Raw genomic sequence first — 20,692 nt, forward strand, 5'->3', positions numbered from 1 at the left:
CCTTTGGGCTTTCAGACCGCTGACAAACCTCGTTGAAAATAACGGGATTTGTTCCTTTCATTGTGAATCATAATGCCATCCATTTTCCTCTTTCCTCATTAAGCCAATTTAATCGCCCGACAAGGCGTTATTTTCGCTTCTCCTGCAATGAAATGCTCGCTCTCCAGAGATAAAAACAACAAAGCATTGCGACCAGCAAGGCTATCTTCTTGATATTTTGGGCTGTGGCTGCCAAAAGACACTGTATTTGCACTTTTTGCAACCCACGGAAACGGGCATAGCGGTGCCCGTGATGTTGCTTCGCATCTGCAAAACTACGCTCTATCGTCTCCTTTCGCCGCTTGTAGGTTTTTTTACCCCACTCCGTTAGCCGGTTTTCCCTGGCCTGCTCTTTACTGTCCTCCCAGACATGACGGGTTATCTTTTTGCCCCCTTTGGCCTGCGTACAGGACGCGCGTTTCGGGCAATACTGGCAGATATTCGCCGCGGCCTGATAATGCCGGTATCCCTCTCGGCTGGTTGTTTTATAAATCAACTTTTCGCCCTGAGGGCACACATAGCAGTCCTCCTGCTTGTCATAGGTAAAATGTTTTTTCTGGAAGACGTTCGACCCCTTATTCGGACGGCGGTAACCGATTATCGGCATGACACCTAACTGTTCCGTTAAGTAACAAACCGGGGCCGTAAAATAGCCCGCATCCAACCCAACCGCGAGGGGATTGAGGGCAAAACGCTCTAACTGACGCGTCAAGCGCTTGATAAAAGGCTGGCTATCGTGGACATTACCCGGTGTGGCGTAGGTATCGGTGATAATACCGACTTGCCCATCCACGGTACGGTGGTCAAGGTAAAAGAACCCCCTGGGTTTGTTGGTCCGGTGCATAAACCCGCTTTCCGGATCAGTGGTACTGACCTTCGTCTTTCTCTGCCGTTCCTTTAGGGCTGGCTTCAGGCTTTTTTTCCGGCTGCCGCCCGGTCTTCAGTGACGGCTTTATCCAGTGCATCAAAATAGGCGCCGGGGGGAACCGGCCGCATGACATTCTCCGATTTATGCGGATTGGCACTGGCTTTCAGGTGGGTGCTGTCGGTATAGAGTACGCGTCCGCCCACGAATCCTTTGGCCATCGCCTGTTCAACAATGTGGTCAAAAATCTGCTGGAAGACCGCGGTATGATTGAAACGGCGGCGGCGGTTCTGACTCAGGGTTGAGGCATCAGGGACCTTCTCTGTCAGTCCGAGGCGCAGAAACCAGCGGTAAGCCACATTAACCTGAATTTCCTGAACCAGACGGCGTTCACTGGGGACGCCAAACAAGTAGCCGAGTAACATCATTTTAATCAGCATGACCGGATCGATAGCAGGACGGCCATTATTGTGGCAATACAACGGGGCGACTAATTCGCGGATAAATTCGAAATCAATGGCAGCATCGACTTGACGGACCAAATGATTTTTAGGGACCAGCTCGTCAAGCGAGAGCGTTTCTGGCGGGAAAGTCTGGAGAGGGGGGGATCTTAACATGGTGGCAAGCTCCGTTGAGTGAACGGAACTTAATTAAAACAAAATGCCGGATAAAAAACCAGCACTTTGTCAATAATCTGAAAGCCCTTTGGGCTTTTCGCCTGATATCCCCGCCCGCACTGAGGGTGTCGCAAAAGGTCATGTTATCCATTAAAATCTGCGCTCTTCCTTTAGGCGCAGCTCTTTTATGACCTTATTCATTCGAAAACGGGAACCGTCTGCTTACACCAAACGTCAGTTTGTCAAAGCTCAGCACTTACCTGTATTGGATGGCTCCCTTTCCCTTTCTGATTATCTCAGGCAAATGGGGGAGCGTTGCGCATTTATTGTTGCTGACATTCTTGATGAGCAAGATTGGGGCCCCTTTGAACGCCATTATGCTTCGACAGGGAGAGCCCCTTATTCTCCACGCTCCATGATGGGGATCCTGCTTTATGGGATCATGAAAGGACACTGCTCGCTCAGAGAACTTGAACGACTTGCGCGTTTAGATTTAGGCTGTATTTTTGTCAGCCAGGGAATTACGCCCGATCATGCCAGTCTTGGGCGTTTTATTTATCAGCACCAATCCGTCCTGACGGGACCGTTTTTTAAGGCACTGACCTTATCCATTTTGCACCGCAGTCGTTCGGACGGCTCGTGCCTGGCCGGTGACGGGACAGTGATAGAGGCGGCCTGTTCTCATTACCACCTTTTAACTCAGGAAGCGATTTCACGTGAAAAAAATACTCTCACGGCTACCCCTGCCACAGCGCAGACAGAAAAACGCATAAAGCAATTGGAACAGGGAGCCAACGTATTACGGCGCCGACAAGAAAATCGCGAAAAAAAAGGGAAGGATGCCAGCCAACTGCGTATCAATCCAACAGAACCCGACGCCGTCGTCCAGAAACTCAAGCGGGGAAGGGGATTTTCAACTTCCTATAAACCGTCTGTTTTAGTCAACAACAGACGTATTATCGTCGCTCAAACGGTCGACCCCTCCAGTGAAACCCAAGTGATGGCCGCGTTATTGGCGCAGAATCTCACTATCTCGGGAGGTCACCCGGAAAAGCTGTTATTGGATGCCGGTTATTTCCATGACGATGTGATTGCTGAGGCGAAGAAACATCAGATCTGGCTGTTTTGTACAGAAAATTCAGACCGACAGCGTGCCCGAAAAATCTATCCTAAATCCTTATTTACTTATGATGCTGAGCAAGATTGCTATATTTGTCCTGCTCATCACCAATTGTCCCTGCAAAGTACAGTGAAAGCCACTGAAAAAACGCGGACCTATCGGGTTTATCGCGCTGACAATTGTGCCGGATGCCCGCAGAAAGCGGGCTGCACAAAGGCTAAAGGAGGAAGAAAAATAAAACGTTATCCGGAAGATGAAGAGCGGGAGACACTTCGTTTGCATATGGCCCGACCGGAGTCAAAACAGATATTGAGTCAACGGAAGAGCCTGGTAGAACCGGTATTTTCGGCATTACGGGGAATTCAGAGACTGGAACGCTTTCGGCGTAAGGGATTGTCAGCGGTAAAGCTGGAGTTTTCCCTGCATGCAATGGCCTATAACTTATCAAGAGCGGTGGCTCTGATATTAGGGATTATTTTTAGCCTGTTATCCATACAAATAACAGGCTGCCCAAAGTCAGTGATTGAATTTAACTTGATGCTTGAAAAAGTGACCTCAACCCTTTTGCGACACCCTCGCACTGGGCAAGGGTTTACGGCGGTTTTTGCTAATTACTGGCGCCCATACCTTATTCAGCTATCGGGCGCTATCCACCAAACCCATCAATGCCCTGTAAGTTCAAATAAACCATTATGACCGCAGAAATGGCGATATATGGACCAAAAGCGACAGGTGCCCGATAATTTTTCCGTATTTTCCACACCCATAAACACCCAATAATGCCAAACAGTGAGGATAGGAACATTAATAAAGGAATTGCGCCAACACCCAACCAAGCACTAACCGCCGCCATTAACTTAAAATCACCATACCCTATCCCCTCTTTGTGATTGAGAATTTTGAACAACCAATAGAGCGACCACAAAATCAAATAACCAGCAACCGCACCTATGACAGATTGTTCAATAGGCACAAAAGTTTGATTCAAATTCAATAATAACCCTAACCATAAAAGTGGATAATTTATTATATCTGGCAATAATTGAATTTTTATATCAATAAAAGAAAGTATAATTAGCATCCAAATAAATATTAAAACAACATACAAATGGAACCCCAATGGAAGATAAATAACAAAAAAAGCAGTTATAAACAGTGTAACTAATTCAACCTGGAAATAGCCAAAAGCTACTTTCTCATATCCATAAATAACTTCAGGAAATACAGATATCACTTTACTTAAAGTAATTCCCGCAGCCATTCCAATAGAAACAGCCAGAATAACAATCATTATATTAACGCCATCCAAATAAAACACCTTTAATTTCAATTCATTACATCAAAACATCTTAATTGAAGAATAGAAACAATTCATATTATATTTTCGACACAACAAGATAATAATAAAAACCACTCTAAAACAACAAAATAAATATAGAATATTCAAATAAGAGATAAATCTGCGAGCAGACTCGCAACATTTATTCAGAGATAAAAACCGGTATCAGAGATAGCTTGATAATTGGCTTAAGCCTACCTTATTATAACACCATTATTTATTGCCTTATGTATAGCTATACCCCGCTGGAAGGAAAGAAAAACATGCGTATACCCCGCATTTATCACCCGGAATTACTCTCATCCGACACTGAAATTTATTTGAGTGATGAGGCAGCCAACCATGTCGGGCGGGTACTCAGAATGAGTAACGGTCAACAGTTACAACTGTTTGATGGCAGTAATCAGATCTTCAATGCTGAAATTACCGAAGCCAATAAGAAATCTGTCAAAGTTCACATCAACAATAGTGAACTTGCCGATAACGAATCACCACTTAATCTGCATCTAGGACAAGTCATATCCCGCGGTGAGAAAATGGAATTTACCATTCAAAAATCTGTAGAGTTAGGGGTGAATGTTATTACACCTTTAATTTCTGAGCGCTGCGGTGTCAAACTAGATGGAGAACGGCTGGCTAAAAAACTTCAGCAATGGCAAAAAATTGCCATTGCTGCCTGTGAGCAATGTTGCCGTAATCGCATACCTGAAATTCATCCGGTGATGCAACTTGAACACTGGTGTGCAGAAAATGATGGCAGCTTAAAATTAAATTTACATCCACGCGCCAGCCAAAGCATCAATACCCTGCCTTTACCTGTGGAAAAAGTACGTCTACTGATTGGCCCGGAAGGCGGCTTATCAATAGACGAAATTGCTATGACAGCTAATTACCAATTTACTGATATCCTGTTAGGACCACGTGTTTTAAGAACAGAAACGACAGCGCTTACCGCAATTACTGCATTACAAGTGCGTTTCGGCGATTTGGGTTAAGGAGAAAGAATGATCAAACTCGGAATAGTGATGGATCCCATTTCATCCATCAAAATCAAGAAAGACACCAGTTTTGCTATGCTGTTGGAAGCGCAACGCCGCGGCTGGGAACTTCATTATATGGAGATGAGCGATCTCTATCTGCACCAAGGGGAAGCCCGCGCACGTACCCGTCTATTGCAAGTAGAAAACAATCCACAGCAATGGTATCAATTCGATAGAGAACAAGATCTGGCACTGGAAACACTGGATGTCATCCTGATGCGTAAAGACCCTCCATTTGATACTGAGTACATTTACGCCACCTATATTCTGGAGCGCGCGGAAGAGAAAGGCACGCTTATCGTCAATAAGCCACAAAGTCTGCGCGATTGTAACGAAAAACTCTTCACAGCCTGGTTCCCTGATTTAACACCAGACACATTAGTGACCCGCAATGCTACTCACCTGCGTGAATTCCATCAAAAACATGGTGATGTCATCTTTAAACCGCTGGATGGCATGGGTGGCGCATCTATATTCCGCCTGAAAAAAGATGATCCAAACGTCGGCGTAATTATTGAAACCCTAACAGAACACGGCAATCGCTTCTGCATGGCACAGAATTTCTTACCTGCCATAAAAGAAGGCGACAAACGGATATTAATTGTCGATGGTGAACCTGTTCCTTATTGTCTGGCCCGCATTCCAGCCCAGGGTGAAACCCGTGGTAACCTTGCTGCCGGTGGTCGTGGTGAAGCGCGCCCGCTTTCAGAAAGCGACTGGGCTATAGCCAGAGCTGTTGCGCCAACGTTAAAAGAAAAAGGGTTAATTTTTGTTGGACTGGACATTATCGGTGACAGATTGACCGAAATTAATGTCACCAGCCCAACCTGTGCACGCGAGATAGAGACAGCTTTCCCTGATATTTCAATAACCGGCATGTTGATGAATACGATTGAAAAACGATTGGAGAAATAAAACGCTCTTTTCGTTAATTTTCCTGTCAAGGTTTGTCATTTGCACTTTTAGCCCACATACTGTGGGCTAAATAATCCTTAAATAGCCAGGCTAATTACCAAAAACAAAATGAATCTACAGCACCATTTTCTTATCGCCATGCCCACATTATCTGATTCCTACTTCAAACGCTCGGTTGTTTACGTTTGTGAACACAACGAAAACGGGGCAATGGGATTGGTGATAAATAAACCAATTGAACAAATCTCTGTTCGGAAAGTTTTACAAAAACTGAAAATCTCACCAGAAGATCGGGATGAAAGTATCAGCCTAAACAAACCAGTCATGACAGGTGGTCCTCTTGCTGAAGATCATGGTTTTATATTGCACACACCACAACCAGGTTTCAGTTCAAGTATCAAAATTTCCGATGACACGATGATTACCACATCCAAAGATGTGCTTGAAACCCTAGGCACACCACGCCAACCAAAACAGATATTAGTCACGCTAGGGTATGCAAGTTGGGAAAAGGGGCAACTTGAAAAAGAGATAATGGAAAATAGCTGGCTAACCGCAAACGCTGATCCACATATTATTTTCAACTCCCCCATTGCAGATCGCTGGCGTGAAGCCGCATCTTTGCTTGGTATCAATATCTATAATATTGCTCCACAGGCAGGACATGCATAGATGGGTAACCGCACAATAATGGCTTTCGATTTTGGGACCCGCAGTATCGGCGCAGCCATCGGGCAGGAAATTACGGGTACCGCCAGAGCATTAACCTCGTTTAAAGCCACAGATGGTATCCCCAATTGGCAGCAAATCGAAAAATTACTTAAAGAGTGGCGGCCAGATCTGGTTATTGTTGGTCTTCCCCTCAATATGGATGGCACTGAACAACTTGTAACAACACAGGCACGTAAATTTGCAAACCGGCTGCATGGCCGGTTTGGTGTGCAAATTGCACTCCAGGATGAACGCCTGACAACGGTTGAAGCCCGCGCTCATCTGTTTGACCGTGGAGGCTACAAAGCGTTAGATAAAGGCAAAGTCGATGCTGCATCCGCTGTTATTATTCTGGAAAGCTGGTTCGAGCAGCACTATTAAGCTATCAATTAACAATAACAGCGGATCAACTAACAACAGCGATTAACTGTTAACCTCCGTCTGCTCTGCCAATAATCCCTGTAATTTACGCTGCTGCCAGCCTTGCTCATAGGTTTGCATCCCACTGGCAGCACCGGTCTGCATAAGCGTTGTTATTTGATGATTTTTGCCTTCCCGTATCAGATGACTGACCGCCTGATTAACCACCAACACTTCATACACAGCGATCCGTCCTCCATCCTGTGCAGAAACCAATTGCTGCGCTATCACAGCCTTCAAACTCCCTGCAAGCTGACTGCGTACCCATCCTTTTTCTTCCGCCGAAAATATATCCACCAGCCGATCAACTGCTTGTACTGCGCCTCTGGTATGCAAAGTTGAAAATACCAAATGCCCTGTTTCTGCCGCAGTTAATGCCAGACGTATTGTCTCCTTATCCCGTAGCTCACCCAACAACAATACATCAGGATCCTGCCGAAGAGCACCTTTCAGCGCTTCCTGATAGCTGGAGGAATCCAATCCGATTTGTCGTTGTTGTATCAGACAATTGCGGCTGTGGTGAATAAACTCCACAGGATCTTCCAATGTAATAATGTGCTGACAACAATGACTGTTCAGCATATCCACAATAGCGGTTAAGGTTGTCGATTTCCCGCTGCCTGTGGCGCCGGTCACCAGGATCAATCCACTTTCTTCCCGTAAAATCATTTCCCGGACAATTTCAGGTGCTTTTAGCTGTTCCAGAGTTGGACACTGAGAGCTAATTAAGCGCAGAACAACTGACAGCCCCGATTGCTGACGAAAAATGTTGCCTCTTAATCGTTGGTGGCTTTCTGTCTCCATCGCAAAATCCACATGTCCACAAACTGATAGCTGTTCTAACTGATATTCTGATAGAAACTGCCTGCTCCACTCTTCCAACAAAGTATTATTTACAGATGGCAGTTGAGTTTGTGGATAAAGCACACCATTTATACGTAATACAGGAGCTTGCCCAACACAAAGATGCAGATCAGAAGCATTATGCTTTACACTAAGGGCCACTAGCTTATCCATATTCATTTTTTAATCTCCTGAGTCACTATGAACAATATTGAACAAAACTTACAAGATGTCAGGACCCACATAGCCGTTGCCGCACAGAAATGCGAACGCTCTCCAGAAGAAATTACTCTGCTTGCAGTCAGTAAAACCAAGCCTGTGGAAGATATCGAAAAAGCAATCGTTGCCGGCCAGCGCCAATTTGGTGAGAATTACGTACAGGAAGGGGTAGAAAAAATTGCTTATTTTGCAAATCGTAATGATTTGATATGGCACTTTATCGGTCCGTTACAGTCTAATAAAAGTCGTCTGGTGGCAGAAAATTTTAACTGGTGCCATACCGTTGACCGCCTGAAAATAGCACAGCGTTTGAGCGAACAACGCCCAGAGGGAATGGAACCGCTGAATATTCTTATTCAAATAAATATCAGTGATGAACAGAGCAAATCAGGTATTCAACTTGCTGAACTCCCCACTCTGGCAGCCGAAGTAAGCAAACTGCCGAATGTGAAGCTACGTGGTTTAATGGCAATCCCTGCACCGGAGCCCGACTATGAACGCCAATTGGTGGTTTTCAGGCAAATGGAACAGGCTTTCTTTAACCTGAAAACTCAATATCCTCAAATAGATACCCTTTCAATGGGGATGACTGATGATATGGCTGCCGCCATTAATTGTGGTTCCACATTAGTGCGGATCGGGACGGCAATTTTCGGTGCACGTCAGTATCACAATTAACCATATCAATGCTACGAGGTATTTAATGGAAAAACGTAAAATTACTTTTATTGGTGCAGGTAATATGGCTCACGCCATCATTGCCGGATTGGTAAAAGAAGGCTACCCTGCTGAACTGATTAATGTCTGCGCTCCTGGCAATGCTCGCCGCGATGTACTGGCAAAGGAGTATGGCGTCAACAGCAGCAGTGATAATATTCGCTGCGCACAGGAAGCCGATGTTGTTGTTATGGCGGTAAAACCGCAAGTAATGGCAGATGCCTGCCAGCCGCTAAAGGAGCAGGTAGATTTCAGTAACAAATTGGTTTTGTCTATCGCAACAGGAATTTCTGTTGCACGCTTTAACGTCTTATTACAAGACAAACTCAACATTGTTCGTATCATGCCAAACACCCCGGCATTAGTCGGTCAAGGGTTGAGTGGATTATTCGCGCCTGAGCAAGTCAGTCAGTCTGACCGTGATTTCACTCAAGCATTGATGAACAGCGTCGGTAAAACCCACTGGGTAAAAGATGAAAACGGCATCAATGATATTATCGCCACAGCAAGTAGTGCCCCCGCTTATTTCTTCCTGTTCATGGAATCAATGCAACAGGAGGCAGAACGCTTAGGTTTTGACAGTGAAACAGCCCGTGAAATCGTTTTGCAAACAGCAACCGGTTCTGCGGCGCTGGCCGCATCAAATGCAGATCTCCCTTTTGCAACCCTGCGCGAGCAGGTAACATCTAAAGGTGGCACCACTGCGAAAGCATTGCACATTTTTTATGAAGGCAAATTGCCGGAAATCGTATCCAGTGCCATGCAGGCAGCTATTCGCCGCGCACAGGAAATAGAAAAACAATTTTAATTTTATCAGGGCTGCTAAATGCAATTTTTAACTTTTATTCTGTTCACCATTCTGGATTTATACATCGTTGTTTTATTACTTCGAGTATGGATGCAATGGGCCCGTTGTGATTTTTACAACCCATTTGCCCAGTTTGTCGTGAAAATTACTCAGCCGGTCGTTCGGCCACTGCGCCGTGTGCTCCCGGCTATTGGTCCGCTTGATACCGCTTCCGTTGTTATAGCCTATGCTCTGGTACTGCTTAAATTAACCATGCAACTCTGGTTCAGTACCGGAGCGTTTACCTTCCTCACACTTTTCATCCCTATCGGGTTAATTGAACTGCTAACAGCCGCAGGCAAGCTGGTATTTTGGCTGGTGCTGGCGCGTGCTCTGTTAAGCTGGATAAGCCAGGGCCGCAATCCGATTGACTACGCTCTGATGCAACTGACAGAACCACTGATGGCACCTATCCGCCGTATTATCCCGGCAATGGGTGGCCTTGATTTCTCCGCAATGATCGTCATTTTGATCCTCTACGCGCTGAACTATCTCCGCGCTGATGTTCTCTCATGGCTGATACAGTAAATAAGAATTAAATTGGGTTCAAAATAATGCAAAAAGTTGTTCTGGCAACCGGCAATCCCGGAAAAGTTCGTGAATTGGCGCAATTACTGGCTGATTTTGGTCTGGATATCGTTGCTCAAACTGAATTAGGCGTAGATTCCGCCGAAGAAACTGGGCTGACATTTATTGAAAATGCCATTCTTAAAGCCCGTCACGCGGCACAAATTACCGGCCTGCCAGCGATTGCTGATGATTCCGGTTTATCCGTAGATATCCTTGGCGGCGCTCCTGGCATCTATTCAGCCCGTTATGCGGGTGAAGATGCTACCGATCAGCAAAATCTGGCAAAACTGTTGGATACGATGAAAGATATTCCTGATGATCAACGTCAGGCTCAGTTTAATTGTGTGCTGGTTTATATGCGCCACGCAGAAGATCCCACTCCTCTGGTCTTTCATGGCCGCTGGCCGGGGATTATTGCTCGTGAACCTGCCGGTAATGGCGGGTTTGGTTACGATCCCATCTTCTACGTACCAGAATTAGGCTGTACTGCGGCTGAGTTAAGTGGTGAACAAAAAAATGCGGTTTCACACCGCGGTCAAGCACTGAAAATGATGTTGGATACACTGCGTAATGCTTAAGCTTCCACCACTGAGTCTTTATATCCACATTCCGTGGTGTGTACAAAAGTGTCCTTACTGTGATTTCAACTCCCATGCATTGAAAGGTGATGTTCCACATCAGGAATATGTCGACCATTTATTAGCAGATCTGAAAACGGATCTGCCAATGGTCAACGGTCGAGAAATCACCACTATCTTTATTGGTGGTGGGACCCCCAGCCTGCTCAGTTCACAAGGGATGCAACAATTACTGGATGGTGTTCGTACTCTCCTGCCAGTATCGCCGCAAGCTGAAATTACTATGGAAGCCAACCCGGGTACAGTGGAAGCCGACCGTTTCAGTGGTTATCAGCAAGCCGGCATTAACCGAATATCCATTGGCGTCCAGAGTTTCAGCCCGGATAAACTGGTGCGTCTTGGCCGTATTCACGGGCCGGATGAAGCCAAACAGGCAGCACATTTAGCCGCCAGTCTGGGGCTACGCAGTTTTAATCTGGATTTGATGCACGGTTTGCCAAACCAAAGCCTTGATGAAGCACTGGATGACTTACATCAGGCAATTGCGTTATCACCACCGCACCTTTCGTGGTATCAACTGACTATTGAGCCGAATACCAGCTTTGGTTCCCGTCCTCCGGTTCTGCCTGACGATGATGCTTTGTGGGATATTTTTTCACAAGGGCATCAATTGCTGACAGCAGCAGGTTATCAGCAATACGAAACTTCTGCTTATGCCAAACCAGGCTATCAATGCCAGCATAATCTCAACTACTGGCGTTTTGGCGATTATCTTGGTATTGGTTGTGGCGCTCATGGAAAAATCACCTTTGAAGATGGCCGTATTCTGCGTACAGTAAAAACCAAACATCCCCGCGGATATATGCAAGGGCGCTATCTGGATAAACAGCATCAGGTAGAAAATGAAGATCGGCCATTTGAATTTTTTATGAACCGGTTCCGTTTACTGGAAGCCATGCCAAAACAAGATTTCAGTGATTTCACCGGATTATCGGAAAGTTCAATCCGCAATCAAATTGATCGAGCCTTAGCCGCGGGTTATCTCTCTGAAACAGCAACACATTGGCAAATTACGCAGAAAGGGAAACTGTTCCTGAATTCATTATTGGAACTGTTTATTTAATGCAAAAATTGCCTTCGAAAAATTCAGTTCCACAAAGATCATCTTATGCATAAAATCGATACCGACACTGGTTTCGAGTTTATTCATAATACATTGCCCCTTACTGAACTTCAGTAGGGGTTCACCATTAGGTAGTGACGACTGATTACTCAATGTCTGACTCCTGCTTCATCGCAACTAAGCACCCCGCTCAGGCTGCTGACCAATCCATTATTCTTTTTTTATTTCATTATTTTTATGGCTTGCTTCGTAAAATGACGGTGAGAAAGCATCTGAATATCAGTCTGTTTAGATAATATTCTTTTACGTGCTGATTTCTTTTCAACTTTTCATTAATGTTTAATGGGCTTCGATTAAACGCAATTCATTATACTTCTGAAAAGCACGTTTATTGAGTTAAATCTGCTCCTGATATAAAAAATTTAATCTATATATTCGCATTTTTAAATGGTTATAAAAGCTGGTATTAATGGAGCGCCTGTTTTTTTAACCCTTAACTGATAGATAGCTGAGTTAATCACCAATAAAAAGAAAATTGTGGGTGCCAAAAAATGAAGGGTTTTCTTGTTTTTCCTTTTCCTGTATTTTATTTTTTAGGTTTAAAACCAGAGAGAGTAAAAGAGATACCAATGGTATTAAAATCAAAGCCTATTTTTTTAATGGTTTTTAATACTATTAAATGCGATAGTTATTTTTCCGTTATATAGTTAACTCTGTTAAACGTTTTAATATAATCTCATGTTTTTATTATTTGATTAACCTTGTTAATCAATTTAAAACCCGTTTTTCCTGATATTTTCTCTTCCATTGTCAGCATAACATCGAATTTTTTACCCGCTTTAAAAAATCTTTAAACCTAACAATCACCGGTAATATTAACTGTCAAACTAACAGCCTATCCCATTTAAGGCTACTGGGATAGGCTCTAAAACAACATATTATAGAACTTCAATCACTGCTTAAATTCAACTATAGAAAAAGCGGCATGATTAAAGAGCATCCTCAACAGCTTTAATTTGTGCAGTTAAGCTTTCCAAACCACCACCAGATAAATACCACAGATCAGATTTCAGATAAGTAATTTTGCTATTCTTATATGCAGAAGTAGATTTTACTTTATCATCTTCAAACTTCGCTTTATCAAGTTTACCGGCACCAATTGCTTCGCTGCGATCAATAATGAGAATCACATCTGGATTAGCCTGAGCAATCATGTCGGAAGTCACCATAATGCGTTTGGTTTTATCCTCACCAACCGGAATAAGCACTTCCGCTTTCTGTGTCTTAACCACATTAAACACGACGCTCTGGTTATTCAGCATTAATTTATCTGCGTTATGCAATAATTCTAATCCTGTGAATACCATAGGGAAATCAATTAAATGCATATTTATCAATGAATTATGAAACGGCAAGTGCTGATGAACGCTGAGGTTTTAAGTTCTCTGCCGCCACCTTGTCGCCATTTTTTAACTGCGATAACGGGTTGTATATCAAGGCATCATTCAGATGGTCAGGTGCAAAATGTGCGTACCGCATTGTCATTTTGATGTCGGTATGTCCCAGTATTTTTTGCAGGACAATGATATTGCCTCCGCTCATCATAAAATGTGATGCGAATGTGTGGCGCATTACATGGGACGATTGGTGAGATGGTAACTCTATACCAGCTCGTTTGACAGCCCTACGGAAAGCTGAATAGCAGGAGCTGAACAATTTCCCTTTCCTCTTTGGTATCTCATCGTATAGCTCCTTAGTTATCGGAACAGTACGATTACGTTTCCCTTTAGTCTGAGTGAACGTTATCTTATAAGGCGTGATTTGTGAGCCAGTTAATCCCGCAGCTTCAGACCATCTTGCACCTGTAGATAGAGCAATTTTGACGATAATCAACAAATCTTTTGCTGTGCTTTGTGCGCAGAAATCCAGCAGGGTAATAATTTGTTGATTTGATAAAAAAGCCATTTCCGTTTCATCAGTATTGAACGCTCTGATGTTTTTCAATGGATTCTCTTTGTTCCATTCTCCGAGCCTGTATAACTCATTAAACATAGCACGGAAATATGCTAATTCATTATTAACGGTACTAGGAGTGACAGGTTTTAATTTGTTAGCATTCCCATTTAACCTTTTCTCTCGGTAAACAGAAAACAACTTAGTATCAAATTCGGTTGCAAGGGGATTACTCATTTCTTTACAAGCAAAGAGCATTCTTTGTTTGCGGTTTTTGCCATCACTTAGGGTTATGCCATGTGCTCGATACCAGATATCAACCAGCTCAGAAAGAAGACGTTTATCTTGCTTTTCTCCGAGCCAAGGCTTGTCTACAGTTTCATCTAATATATGGCGCTCATAAGAGAGCGCCTCACCTTTGGTCGTGAACTGTTTACGGATTCTTCGCCCGTTCCTGCCGTTGGGGTAAAGCTCAACTAGCCATTTGCCATTTGGTTGCTTATTTATTGCCATAGCTATCGATACCGACCACATTAGTTAACCAATCAGGCTTGGATGTACCTTCCCAGATAATGGCTTCACCATTTGACGTGCTGTAAAGACTTGGCTCAGCGTCGGAGTTTGAATTGCGTTTAGTTGGTTCGCGCTCGTTTGATTCTTTCTTTGCTTTCTCATATTCAGCAGAAAATTTATTTTTTATAAGGGACCATCGTTCTCTTATAGATAGGTTATTACTTTTTTCTTCTTTCTCCTTTTTACCCTTGCGTGGTAGATAAATCCAACGATAAAATAAAAAGCAAAGAACCGAGCCGGAAATAAACAGCATGGCTTTGACGACACTCTTATTTTTAGGTTCGGTATCGAAACGGAAACCTAATCCAGAAATAAAAAACAGCACTAAGAAGGTAAGTGAAACAATTTTTATTGTTGTGATTATAATTTTCATTTTAATAATCCTTTATTTTCTTAACAACTCTCCCTAGTACATTGATCTCATCTAAATCACAATCAAATGCCATTCCAACACCGGAAACTCGGACACGTCTAACAGGGATACGGGTTAACTCGCGAATACTGATTTTGTTTTTAATCTTAATCAACCATTTGCCATCATAAACATCTGCAAACCCACGATCAATGATGTAGTAAGTTTTGGAATCCAGAACACAGAAAGGATCAGAAGGAAAGGGAATACCAGCAGTAAACATCACCTTATCGAACATGACATAGCCTGATTGATAGAGTTTTCCATCAATCAGCTTATTATTAGGTAATTTTAGCATGTCGATTTCTTCATCATTAAATTTTCTTCCTTGACCAGTAGCTAACCATTCTAAAGTTGCGCCAGTCTCAGCCATGCATTGAACAACGATATCTGAGGGGAAAAATCCGCGTTTATAACGCATTGCTAAGCTACTACTGGCGATACCGAAATGTTCTGCTAGGGCTATTTTTGTAGAGAACCCATAAGCCTCAATGATACGGTCAAGAACCTTGTCGCCGCCTTTGGTTAAATCTATTTGTAGATTCAAGCTAAAAATCCTCTTGATTTTTGTCTTTAAGCGAATGCATAATTCACTTTGTAGGTTATAGTGAATATGAACGAATATAAACGAATATTGATAAGACTAAAGCTAAAAGAGGATTTTGCCCCATGAGACCTATCTTTACAATCACTGTCACTGAGCCATTCCTTCCAATTGAAGAATATTGCCGCCGTCATGCCATGTCTATATCGACTGCCCGCGACATGGTTAGAGATGGTCGCTTACCCGTTCGTGAAAAATCCATTGATAAGAAACGCGGTAAAGTGCTTATCAATATGATGGCTCTGGCAGTTGAAGCATTAAGCGCAACTAGTGTCCAAATTTCACTTAACACGCAATACGAGTAAAGCATTTCGCTTTTGGAGAAAAACAGCAATGTTTGATTATCAAGTTTCCAAACAAGCACACTTTGATCATGCTTGCCGGGCATTCGCCAACGTTCATAGGGGCAACTTAGCTCAAATTTCGGGAGCTATCCGAATGAATCCGCAAATGCTGCGTAACAAGCTAAATCCTGAACAGCCTCACATACTGACTTGTGTTGACTTAATGAAGTTAACCGATGTAACGCAAGACGCATCTATTTTGGATGGATTACTGGAGCAGTTGCGGTGTCAGCCATCGGTACCGGTGAATGAGATTTGTGATTCCAACATGTCGAATTATTTGTTAGGTGTAACGGCAGAAGTGGGAAAACTGGCAAGTGCTGTTGTTTCGGGAGGTCATTTCAATCATACCCGTGTGGCTGAGTTTAAGAGGACGGTTAATAATGCGATCAGATTATTAACTTTAGTGGGTATTACCATTTCATCAAGATTGCATTCTAATGCCTGCGTCTAGTTCGGTGGTTGATGTTGTTGCAGGTATTGGAGCATTGTTAGTGTGAGGTCAGCATGAACGCATTAAAGCAACAAGAACACCAATATAAATTGACTGGTGAATCATTTAAACCCCAAAAAGATAGGTTTATCTATCCAATCGTTCTATGTGCTTTTGCTTATTTTATTCTGTTCCTGATTCGATGAGGTTTACATGAACACGGAATATCAATTTGAATCAAGCGAACAACGTGCATTCTCAATATCTTTTGAAACGCGGGTTAATGGATTAAATAAAGTTGCTCAAGTCAGGGCACAATATTTCAAATCTGATAATAAAGAGTTAAGTGTCTTTATTAATGAGATGAGAGATAAACGTAGCGAAAACTATGTGGATAATAAACGCGTGTTAGCTGCCATTTTCTACATAGCACGTATACCAACCAATAGGCATGAACTGGCATTGAATGAATTAACTCGTGAAGAAATGATTAGTCTGATACGAGCAATAAATATTATCAAGGCAACGAGTGTATTATTACCCAATAATTTATCGTTGCCGAACTAAATAAAAATAACTATCGTTCTAATTTTAATGGCGCTAACACGTCAGGGATTTTTATTACCAAAAACAAGGAAATTAATAAATGAAAGCTACAGGTATTGAGCAGTTAATAAAAAAGGTGCGGGAGGATGAACGTAAACATTATGCAGATTTATTTTCATTCCGTTTAGCAAAACTGTCCGTTCATGTTTTGAAAAATAAAATGGATCATGCGGCCAGTGCAGCGCTTTTGCAACGTGAATCTGAGAACGTCGAGCGTCAGGCCCAGGAGTGGCACTATGTCTGATGTTATCGACCAAGCTTGTCAACATGCAGAGGAAACACTGGAACGCAAAATATTAAGGCATATAAACCGCCCTGTGAGTGTTTCTACGTTTGAATGTGAAGATTGTGGGGAATTAATCTCATCAGAGCGACGGATGAAAGTCATGGGTGTTACCCGTTGTGTTTCCTGTCAGGAAGTTTTCGAGATGGAACAGAAACATTATCGGAGTGTGTGGGATGACTAGATATCATGATCTAACAACTAAAAATTTTGATTGCATTGTGTCAGATAGTCAGCTTTGCATTGATGTATCGGTATTTATGCCTGTAATTGAGGAAAACGATATTGTTATTTTACGTGAATATAAAGGCGTTAGGGTTAAAACCTTTATCGTTAATTCTGTCATAAGAGATGATGTTAGCTGTGATTATCCATATGGAAATATCAGATATGAACTTACATCGCTATCACCGAATTTTTTCTTTCGTGAGGGTGAATAATCATGAAAGTGAAAAACAAAACTCATCATTTAAAAAAGAGTTTATTTTATAGCTATTGATAACGGAGAGAAAAAAGCAGAATTTAGAGTAAATGATCAAGAATATAAAACAGGTGATTTTCTTGCATTGAATAAAATTGGTGACAATGGAAATTTCATAGGAAGATTGATTTCAGGAAAAATAACAAATGTAACGGTAATTAATAAAGATTTGTATCCGCAGATAGCGGAAGAATTTGTTTTGCTTTTATTTTAATTAATTCCCGTTAATTGTTTGTAACATGAATATTGAAAGAAAAGAAGAAAATAACGGCGATGCACTGCGTTCAATGTATCGCCAGAGTATAGAATTTCAGCCAGGGTTGCCGAATGATGCAACTCTGGCTGAACGTATTATGTGGGAGGCGAACCCTAACGATTATGCATGGCGGCATCAATATCTTGAGAATGTGCCGCATTCACTGGCGATCTACCTTGCAACACGTTACGCCAATATTTTCAATCAATCTGGTCGCCGCCGGGCTAATACGTTTTTACGTCAGTTCTGCGAGAACGTATTACCACGGTTAAAATTGGTCAATGAACAATACGAGTTCCAGCATATTGTATCTGGTGTTATGCCGTTCCCGTTTATCGAATCACTGGAACAATTGCCAACATTAGGACGTAAAGAAATAAAACAGCTTGCGCATGAGATTGCGCGGTTTATGGCTGAGAGTTACGACCAATATGTTGAACAGGCCCTACAGAATGAGCAGGACGCTTGCCGTAGATTAATTCATGTCTATACCCGTTTGGCTAAATTGACACAGCAAGCGGGAACGATAGCCCCATATTGGCAGCAATTTGCAAAAGGTCGAATTAAACCCACAGAAGACCAACTATGTGCGGGATTGCTGCGCATGATGTCAGATCAATGGTGGTACATCCGTTTAAAGCGGATACGTGATATTCGTGCCGAACATATTGCAATTGCTGTCGGACAGGTACAAAAAGCGGTTTCATCCTATGTTTCACGTCAGACTTTACATGAATGGACAGAGCAGAAGCGGCTAAATTGGGAGTTTCTGCAATCGTTCGATTTAGAGAATGAAGATGGGGAGCGAGTTTCGTTAAGCGATAAGGTCTTGGGCAGCATTGCAAACCCTGCCGTTCGCCGTTGTGAACTCATGATCCGTATGCGCGGATTTGAGGACTTGGCTAACGAAATGGGCTGTGTGGGAGATTTTTATACTATTACAGCCCCTTCTAAATATCACTCTGTACATAGTGGTGGCGGTTTTGTGAAAAACTGGAACGGTGCGACCCCAAAGGATACACAAAAGTATTTGTGTAAGGTCTGGGCAAAAATCCGGGCGGCTTATTCCCGTGCGGGGATCAGCGTATTCGGTTTTCGTGTTGTTGAACCTCACCATGACGGAACGCCACATTGGCATATGCTGCTATTTATGCGCCCTGAGCATGTCGATGAAATGCGCGACATTATGTGTTATTACGCCCGGTTGGAAGATTCAGAGGAATTACAGGGACAAAAGGCACTCAAGGCGCGTTTCCATGTGAAGCCTATCGATAAGGCAAAAGGTTCGGCCACGGGCTATATCGCCAAATACATCTCAAAGAATATTGATGGTTACGCGCTGGATGGCGAAAAGGATGGGGAAACAGGCCAACTTCTTAAGGATATGTCCCGTTCGGTTTCTGCCTGGGCGAGTCGTTGGCGCATCCGTCAATTCCAGCAGATTGGTGGTGCTCCGGTTTCTGTCTGGCGTGAACTGCGTCGCTTAAGTGGTGACGAACAGATTTTGCCTGATGAGGATATGGATAACGTTCGCTTTGCGGCGGATATTGGCAACTGGTCAGCCTATACCGAATTTCAGGGCGGTGCATTGGTTGCCCGCAAAGATCTCACTGTGCGCCTTGCTTATGAGGTCACCGAGGAAGGCAATATTTACGGTGAGGATGTTCAGCGTATTTCCGGTATTTACTCGCCCCGTCTGGGCGAATCCTCTTCTTTTGTTACCCGTACTGTGAAATGGAGGATGGTCCCTAAATCCAGCCCGGTATCTGCGGGTGAGGGTGTGGTTTTTTCTTCCTCTTGGAGTTCTGTCAATAACTGTACGGAGGCACGAAATACGGTTAGTCAAGGAAGTGATCTGTATTTAGATGAATTCTATTACGGTTGGCATCAAATGAGTGAGAAGGAAAAAATACAGCGAGTTTATGAATCGGCAAAATTACAGAGTTTGGAGATGAGTGATGTGCTGGCACATTCGTTACTGGAGGGGGGGAGTATGACCATAGATGGACAGCGTTATTGTTTATCTATGTTCGGTCATCTACATAAAGTTAAAAAAACGCATACTGAAACAACAAAAATGATAATGAGTAGGTTAAGTGAAAAATTGGGGGTTGATATTTCCGGGATATTCCGTGATCCAAAAGGTCATTATTTGACTATGTTGCGAAAAATTAACCAAGGGCCGATTGAGGTCACATAACTAATTATTTCTCAATGAAATTGATGCATTTGTTAATTATATTAAATTAAACTGTATATAAATACAGTTAATGGAACGGTAAAAATATGATGTCAGATTATCTGGATAAGTTGGCCGTGTTGGAACGGATTGAATTGATTGCTAAAGTTGGTAATTCAGGTATTTGCACTAGTCGAGAACGGCAAGTCGCATTTGATTGGATTGCAGAACTGGCTGAGCAGGTCAGAAAAGAAATAATCTCAAATGTAAAAACTAAAAGGCCACTAAGTAGTGGCTCAGAATTACGCAGTAGGGCGAACTTTTAATAAATCCAATGCCATTTGACGCTGTTGCGGGTTGAGGTTGTTAATCACGGTCTGCAACAGTTTATCACCCGTTTTTGCACTGGGACTTAGCGTGTGCGAAAACGTCAAATTCATAACAAATGTATAACCACATTCAACACTGGAACACGCGCAGTACAGATCAGCAATTTCACGGTGCTTCCGATTCGTCTTGCGAATAACCGCCTTAGCACCGCACTCAGGGCAGATAATTTTTAATACGCGCATATTCCTCATTCCCAAAGTATCCATTTTCGGTAA

The 20,692-nt window shown here is 43.0% G+C and carries 24 protein-coding genes and 2 pseudogenes; 18 read left to right on the forward strand and 8 right to left on the reverse strand.

Going from position 1 to position 20,692, the window contains the following annotated elements; genetic code table 11:
• Window positions 1-127: 127 nt before the first annotated feature.
• A protein-coding gene (locus VY86_RS11985; RefSeq protein ID WP_158019891.1) for an IS1182 family transposase occupies window positions 128-1,521 on the reverse strand; the annotation gives its coding sequence in 2 pieces (ribosomal slippage) (window positions 128-954 and window positions 954-1,521; 1,395 coding nt in all).
• Between the two features lie 187 nt (window positions 1,522-1,708).
• Between VY86_RS11985 and VY86_RS25870 the strand changes: the two genes are divergently transcribed.
• Complete coding sequence (locus tag VY86_RS25870; protein WP_238591460.1) at window positions 1,709-3,337, forward strand: transposase; 1,629 nt, start codon at window positions 1,709-1,711, stop codon at window positions 3,335-3,337.
• Here VY86_RS25870 and VY86_RS11995 read toward each other — a convergent pair.
• Complete coding sequence (locus tag VY86_RS11995) at window positions 3,288-3,950, reverse strand: prepilin peptidase (RefSeq protein WP_046975103.1); 663 nt, start codon at window positions 3,948-3,950, stop codon at window positions 3,288-3,290. The genes VY86_RS25870 and VY86_RS11995 overlap by 50 nt on opposite strands.
• A 293-nt stretch (window positions 3,951-4,243) precedes the next feature.
• Here VY86_RS11995 and rsmE point away from each other — a divergent pair, with 293 nt between their 5' ends.
• The 4 genes from rsmE to ruvX all read left to right on the forward strand — a co-directional run bounded on the left by rsmE (window position 4,244) and on the right by ruvX (window position 7,027).
• Window positions 4,244-4,975: a 16S rRNA (uracil(1498)-N(3))-methyltransferase gene (gene rsmE, locus VY86_RS12000; protein ID WP_046975104.1), complete on the forward strand. Its 732-nt coding sequence runs from the start codon at window positions 4,244-4,246 to the stop codon at window positions 4,973-4,975.
• Between the two features lie 9 nt (window positions 4,976-4,984).
• On the forward strand, window positions 4,985-5,935 hold the full coding sequence (gene gshB, locus VY86_RS12005; protein WP_046975105.1) for a glutathione synthase: 951 nt from the start codon (window positions 4,985-4,987) through the stop codon (window positions 5,933-5,935).
• Between the two features lie 108 nt (window positions 5,936-6,043).
• Window positions 6,044-6,607, forward strand: coding sequence for a YqgE/AlgH family protein (locus tag VY86_RS12010; protein ID WP_036849968.1), 564 nt, complete (start codon window positions 6,044-6,046; stop codon window positions 6,605-6,607).
• The gene (ruvX, locus tag VY86_RS12015) at window positions 6,608-7,027 is read left to right on the forward strand and encodes a Holliday junction resolvase RuvX (protein ID WP_046975106.1); all 420 of its coding nucleotides are present in this window, start codon (window positions 6,608-6,610) and stop codon (window positions 7,025-7,027) included.
• 42 nt (window positions 7,028-7,069) lie between these two features.
• On the opposite strand, the gene VY86_RS12020 is transcribed toward ruvX, so the two are convergent.
• On the reverse strand, window positions 7,070-8,089 hold the full coding sequence (locus VY86_RS12020; RefSeq protein ID WP_046975107.1) for a type IV pilus twitching motility protein PilT: 1,020 nt from the start codon (window positions 8,087-8,089) through the stop codon (window positions 7,070-7,072).
• Between the two features lie 21 nt (window positions 8,090-8,110).
• Here VY86_RS12020 and VY86_RS12025 point away from each other — a divergent pair, with 21 nt between their 5' ends.
• Genes VY86_RS12025 through hemW form a run of 5 tightly spaced genes read left to right on the forward strand, consistent with a single transcriptional unit; the run spans window position 8,111 to window position 11,963 of the window.
• Window positions 8,111-8,806, forward strand: a complete 696-nt coding sequence (locus VY86_RS12025) for a YggS family pyridoxal phosphate-dependent enzyme (protein ID WP_046975108.1) — start codon at window positions 8,111-8,113, stop codon at window positions 8,804-8,806.
• A 25-nt stretch (window positions 8,807-8,831) separates the two neighbouring features.
• The gene (gene proC / locus VY86_RS12030) at window positions 8,832-9,653 is read left to right on the forward strand and encodes a pyrroline-5-carboxylate reductase (protein ID WP_046975109.1); all 822 of its coding nucleotides are present in this window, start codon (window positions 8,832-8,834) and stop codon (window positions 9,651-9,653) included.
• Window positions 9,654-9,671: 18 nt separating this feature from the next.
• Window positions 9,672-10,220, forward strand: a complete 549-nt coding sequence (locus VY86_RS12035; protein ID WP_046975110.1) for a YggT family protein — start codon at window positions 9,672-9,674, stop codon at window positions 10,218-10,220.
• A gap of 26 nt (window positions 10,221-10,246) precedes the next feature.
• Complete coding sequence (locus tag VY86_RS12040; protein WP_046975111.1) at window positions 10,247-10,840, forward strand: XTP/dITP diphosphatase; 594 nt, start codon at window positions 10,247-10,249, stop codon at window positions 10,838-10,840.
• Window positions 10,833-11,963, forward strand: a complete 1,131-nt coding sequence (hemW, locus tag VY86_RS12045) for a radical SAM family heme chaperone HemW (RefSeq protein WP_046975112.1) — start codon at window positions 10,833-10,835, stop codon at window positions 11,961-11,963. Before VY86_RS12040 ends, hemW begins: the two co-directional genes overlap by 8 nt.
• Before the next feature lie 989 nt (window positions 11,964-12,952).
• Here the strand turns inward: hemW and VY86_RS12050 are convergent.
• The 4 genes and pseudogenes from VY86_RS12050 to VY86_RS12065 form a co-directional block, all read right to left on the reverse strand.
• A pseudogene (locus VY86_RS12050) lies at window positions 12,953-13,315 on the reverse strand (TroA family protein); the annotation flags it as partial.
• Between the two features lie 49 nt (window positions 13,316-13,364).
• Complete coding sequence (locus VY86_RS12055; RefSeq protein WP_046975113.1) at window positions 13,365-14,429, reverse strand: phage integrase; 1,065 nt, start codon at window positions 14,427-14,429, stop codon at window positions 13,365-13,367.
• Window positions 14,416-14,862, reverse strand: a complete 447-nt coding sequence (locus tag VY86_RS12060; protein WP_046975114.1) for a hypothetical protein — start codon at window positions 14,860-14,862, stop codon at window positions 14,416-14,418. The genes VY86_RS12055 and VY86_RS12060 overlap by 14 nt, the downstream gene beginning before the upstream one ends.
• A 1-nt stretch (window position 14,863) precedes the next feature.
• Window positions 14,864-15,448, reverse strand: a complete 585-nt coding sequence (locus VY86_RS12065) for a phage repressor protein CI (RefSeq protein WP_046975115.1) — start codon at window positions 15,446-15,448, stop codon at window positions 14,864-14,866.
• 122 nt (window positions 15,449-15,570) lie between these two features.
• Between VY86_RS12065 and VY86_RS12070 the strand changes: the two genes are divergently transcribed.
• The 8 genes and pseudogenes from VY86_RS12070 (at window position 15,571) to VY86_RS12100 (ending at window position 20,108) form a co-directional block, all read left to right on the forward strand.
• Entirely contained in the window at window positions 15,571-15,810 is a 240-nt protein-coding gene (locus VY86_RS12070; protein WP_046975116.1) for a hypothetical protein, read from the forward strand.
• A gap of 28 nt (window positions 15,811-15,838) precedes the next feature.
• Window positions 15,839-16,349: pseudogene (locus VY86_RS12075) on the forward strand (phage regulatory CII family protein).
• Between the two features lie 146 nt (window positions 16,350-16,495).
• A complete protein-coding gene (locus VY86_RS12080) occupies window positions 16,496-16,849 on the forward strand; it encodes a DUF5347 family protein (protein ID WP_052760828.1) in 354 nt (117 codons plus the stop codon).
• Window positions 16,850-16,928: 79 nt separating this feature from the next.
• Window positions 16,929-17,132: a DUF2732 family protein gene (locus VY86_RS12085; RefSeq protein ID WP_046975117.1), complete on the forward strand. Its 204-nt coding sequence runs from the start codon at window positions 16,929-16,931 to the stop codon at window positions 17,130-17,132.
• Window positions 17,125-17,355: a TraR/DksA C4-type zinc finger protein gene (locus tag VY86_RS12090; RefSeq protein WP_046975118.1), complete on the forward strand. Its 231-nt coding sequence runs from the start codon at window positions 17,125-17,127 to the stop codon at window positions 17,353-17,355. Before VY86_RS12085 ends, VY86_RS12090 begins: the two co-directional genes overlap by 8 nt.
• On the forward strand, window positions 17,348-17,611 hold the full coding sequence (locus tag VY86_RS12095; RefSeq protein ID WP_046975119.1) for a hypothetical protein: 264 nt from the start codon (window positions 17,348-17,350) through the stop codon (window positions 17,609-17,611). Before VY86_RS12090 ends, VY86_RS12095 begins: the two co-directional genes overlap by 8 nt.
• A gap of 54 nt (window positions 17,612-17,665) precedes the next feature.
• Window positions 17,666-17,866 (forward strand): DUF3850 domain-containing protein, encoded by a 201-nt coding sequence (locus VY86_RS26530; RefSeq protein ID WP_420800627.1) that lies wholly within the window; start codon window positions 17,666-17,668, stop codon window positions 17,864-17,866.
• 25 nt (window positions 17,867-17,891) lie between these two features.
• On the forward strand, window positions 17,892-20,108 hold the full coding sequence (locus VY86_RS12100; protein ID WP_046975120.1) for a replication endonuclease: 2,217 nt from the start codon (window positions 17,892-17,894) through the stop codon (window positions 20,106-20,108).
• 281 nt (window positions 20,109-20,389) lie between these two features.
• On the opposite strand, the gene VY86_RS12110 is transcribed toward VY86_RS12100, so the two are convergent.
• A complete protein-coding gene (locus VY86_RS12110) occupies window positions 20,390-20,659 on the reverse strand; it encodes an Ogr/Delta-like zinc finger protein (protein ID WP_046975122.1) in 270 nt (89 codons plus the stop codon).
• Window positions 20,660-20,692 lie beyond the last annotated feature (33 nt).

The organism is Photorhabdus thracensis, assembly GCF_001010285.1.
GTDB classification, from domain to species: domain Bacteria; phylum Pseudomonadota; class Gammaproteobacteria; order Enterobacterales; family Enterobacteriaceae; genus Photorhabdus; species Photorhabdus temperata.

Excerpts from the sequence above, each read along its gene's own strand:
- VY86_RS25870 (WP_238591460.1), top strand. The coding sequence starts at position 1,709 with ATGACCTTATTCATTCGAAAACGGGAACCGTCTGCTTACACCAAACGT.
- rsmE (WP_046975104.1), top strand. The coding sequence starts at position 4,244 with ATGCGTATACCCCGCATTTATCACCCGGAATTACTCTCATCCGACACT.
- gshB (WP_046975105.1), top strand. The coding sequence starts at position 4,985 with ATGATCAAACTCGGAATAGTGATGGATCCCATTTCATCCATCAAAATC.
- VY86_RS12010 (WP_036849968.1), top strand. The coding sequence starts at position 6,044 with ATGAATCTACAGCACCATTTTCTTATCGCCATGCCCACATTATCTGAT.
- ruvX (WP_046975106.1), top strand. The coding sequence starts at position 6,608 with ATGGGTAACCGCACAATAATGGCTTTCGATTTTGGGACCCGCAGTATC.
- VY86_RS12020 (WP_046975107.1), bottom strand. The coding sequence starts at position 8,089 with ATGAATATGGATAAGCTAGTGGCCCTTAGTGTAAAGCATAATGCTTCT.
- VY86_RS12025 (WP_046975108.1), top strand. The coding sequence starts at position 8,111 with ATGAACAATATTGAACAAAACTTACAAGATGTCAGGACCCACATAGCC.
- proC (WP_046975109.1), top strand. The coding sequence starts at position 8,832 with ATGGAAAAACGTAAAATTACTTTTATTGGTGCAGGTAATATGGCTCAC.
- VY86_RS12035 (WP_046975110.1), top strand. The coding sequence starts at position 9,672 with ATGCAATTTTTAACTTTTATTCTGTTCACCATTCTGGATTTATACATC.
- VY86_RS12040 (WP_046975111.1), top strand. The coding sequence starts at position 10,247 with ATGCAAAAAGTTGTTCTGGCAACCGGCAATCCCGGAAAAGTTCGTGAA.
- hemW (WP_046975112.1), top strand. The coding sequence starts at position 10,833 with ATGCTTAAGCTTCCACCACTGAGTCTTTATATCCACATTCCGTGGTGT.
- VY86_RS12055 (WP_046975113.1), bottom strand. The coding sequence starts at position 14,429 with ATGGCAATAAATAAGCAACCAAATGGCAAATGGCTAGTTGAGCTTTAC.
- VY86_RS12060 (WP_046975114.1), bottom strand. The coding sequence starts at position 14,862 with ATGAAAATTATAATCACAACAATAAAAATTGTTTCACTTACCTTCTTA.
- VY86_RS12070 (WP_046975116.1), top strand. The coding sequence starts at position 15,571 with ATGAGACCTATCTTTACAATCACTGTCACTGAGCCATTCCTTCCAATT.
- VY86_RS12080 (WP_052760828.1), top strand. The coding sequence starts at position 16,496 with ATGAACACGGAATATCAATTTGAATCAAGCGAACAACGTGCATTCTCA.
- VY86_RS12085 (WP_046975117.1), top strand. The coding sequence starts at position 16,929 with ATGAAAGCTACAGGTATTGAGCAGTTAATAAAAAAGGTGCGGGAGGAT.
- VY86_RS12090 (WP_046975118.1), top strand. The coding sequence starts at position 17,125 with ATGTCTGATGTTATCGACCAAGCTTGTCAACATGCAGAGGAAACACTG.
- VY86_RS12095 (WP_046975119.1), top strand. The coding sequence starts at position 17,348 with ATGACTAGATATCATGATCTAACAACTAAAAATTTTGATTGCATTGTG.
- VY86_RS12100 (WP_046975120.1), top strand. The coding sequence starts at position 17,892 with ATGAATATTGAAAGAAAAGAAGAAAATAACGGCGATGCACTGCGTTCA.
- VY86_RS12110 (WP_046975122.1), bottom strand. The coding sequence starts at position 20,659 with ATGCGCGTATTAAAAATTATCTGCCCTGAGTGCGGTGCTAAGGCGGTT.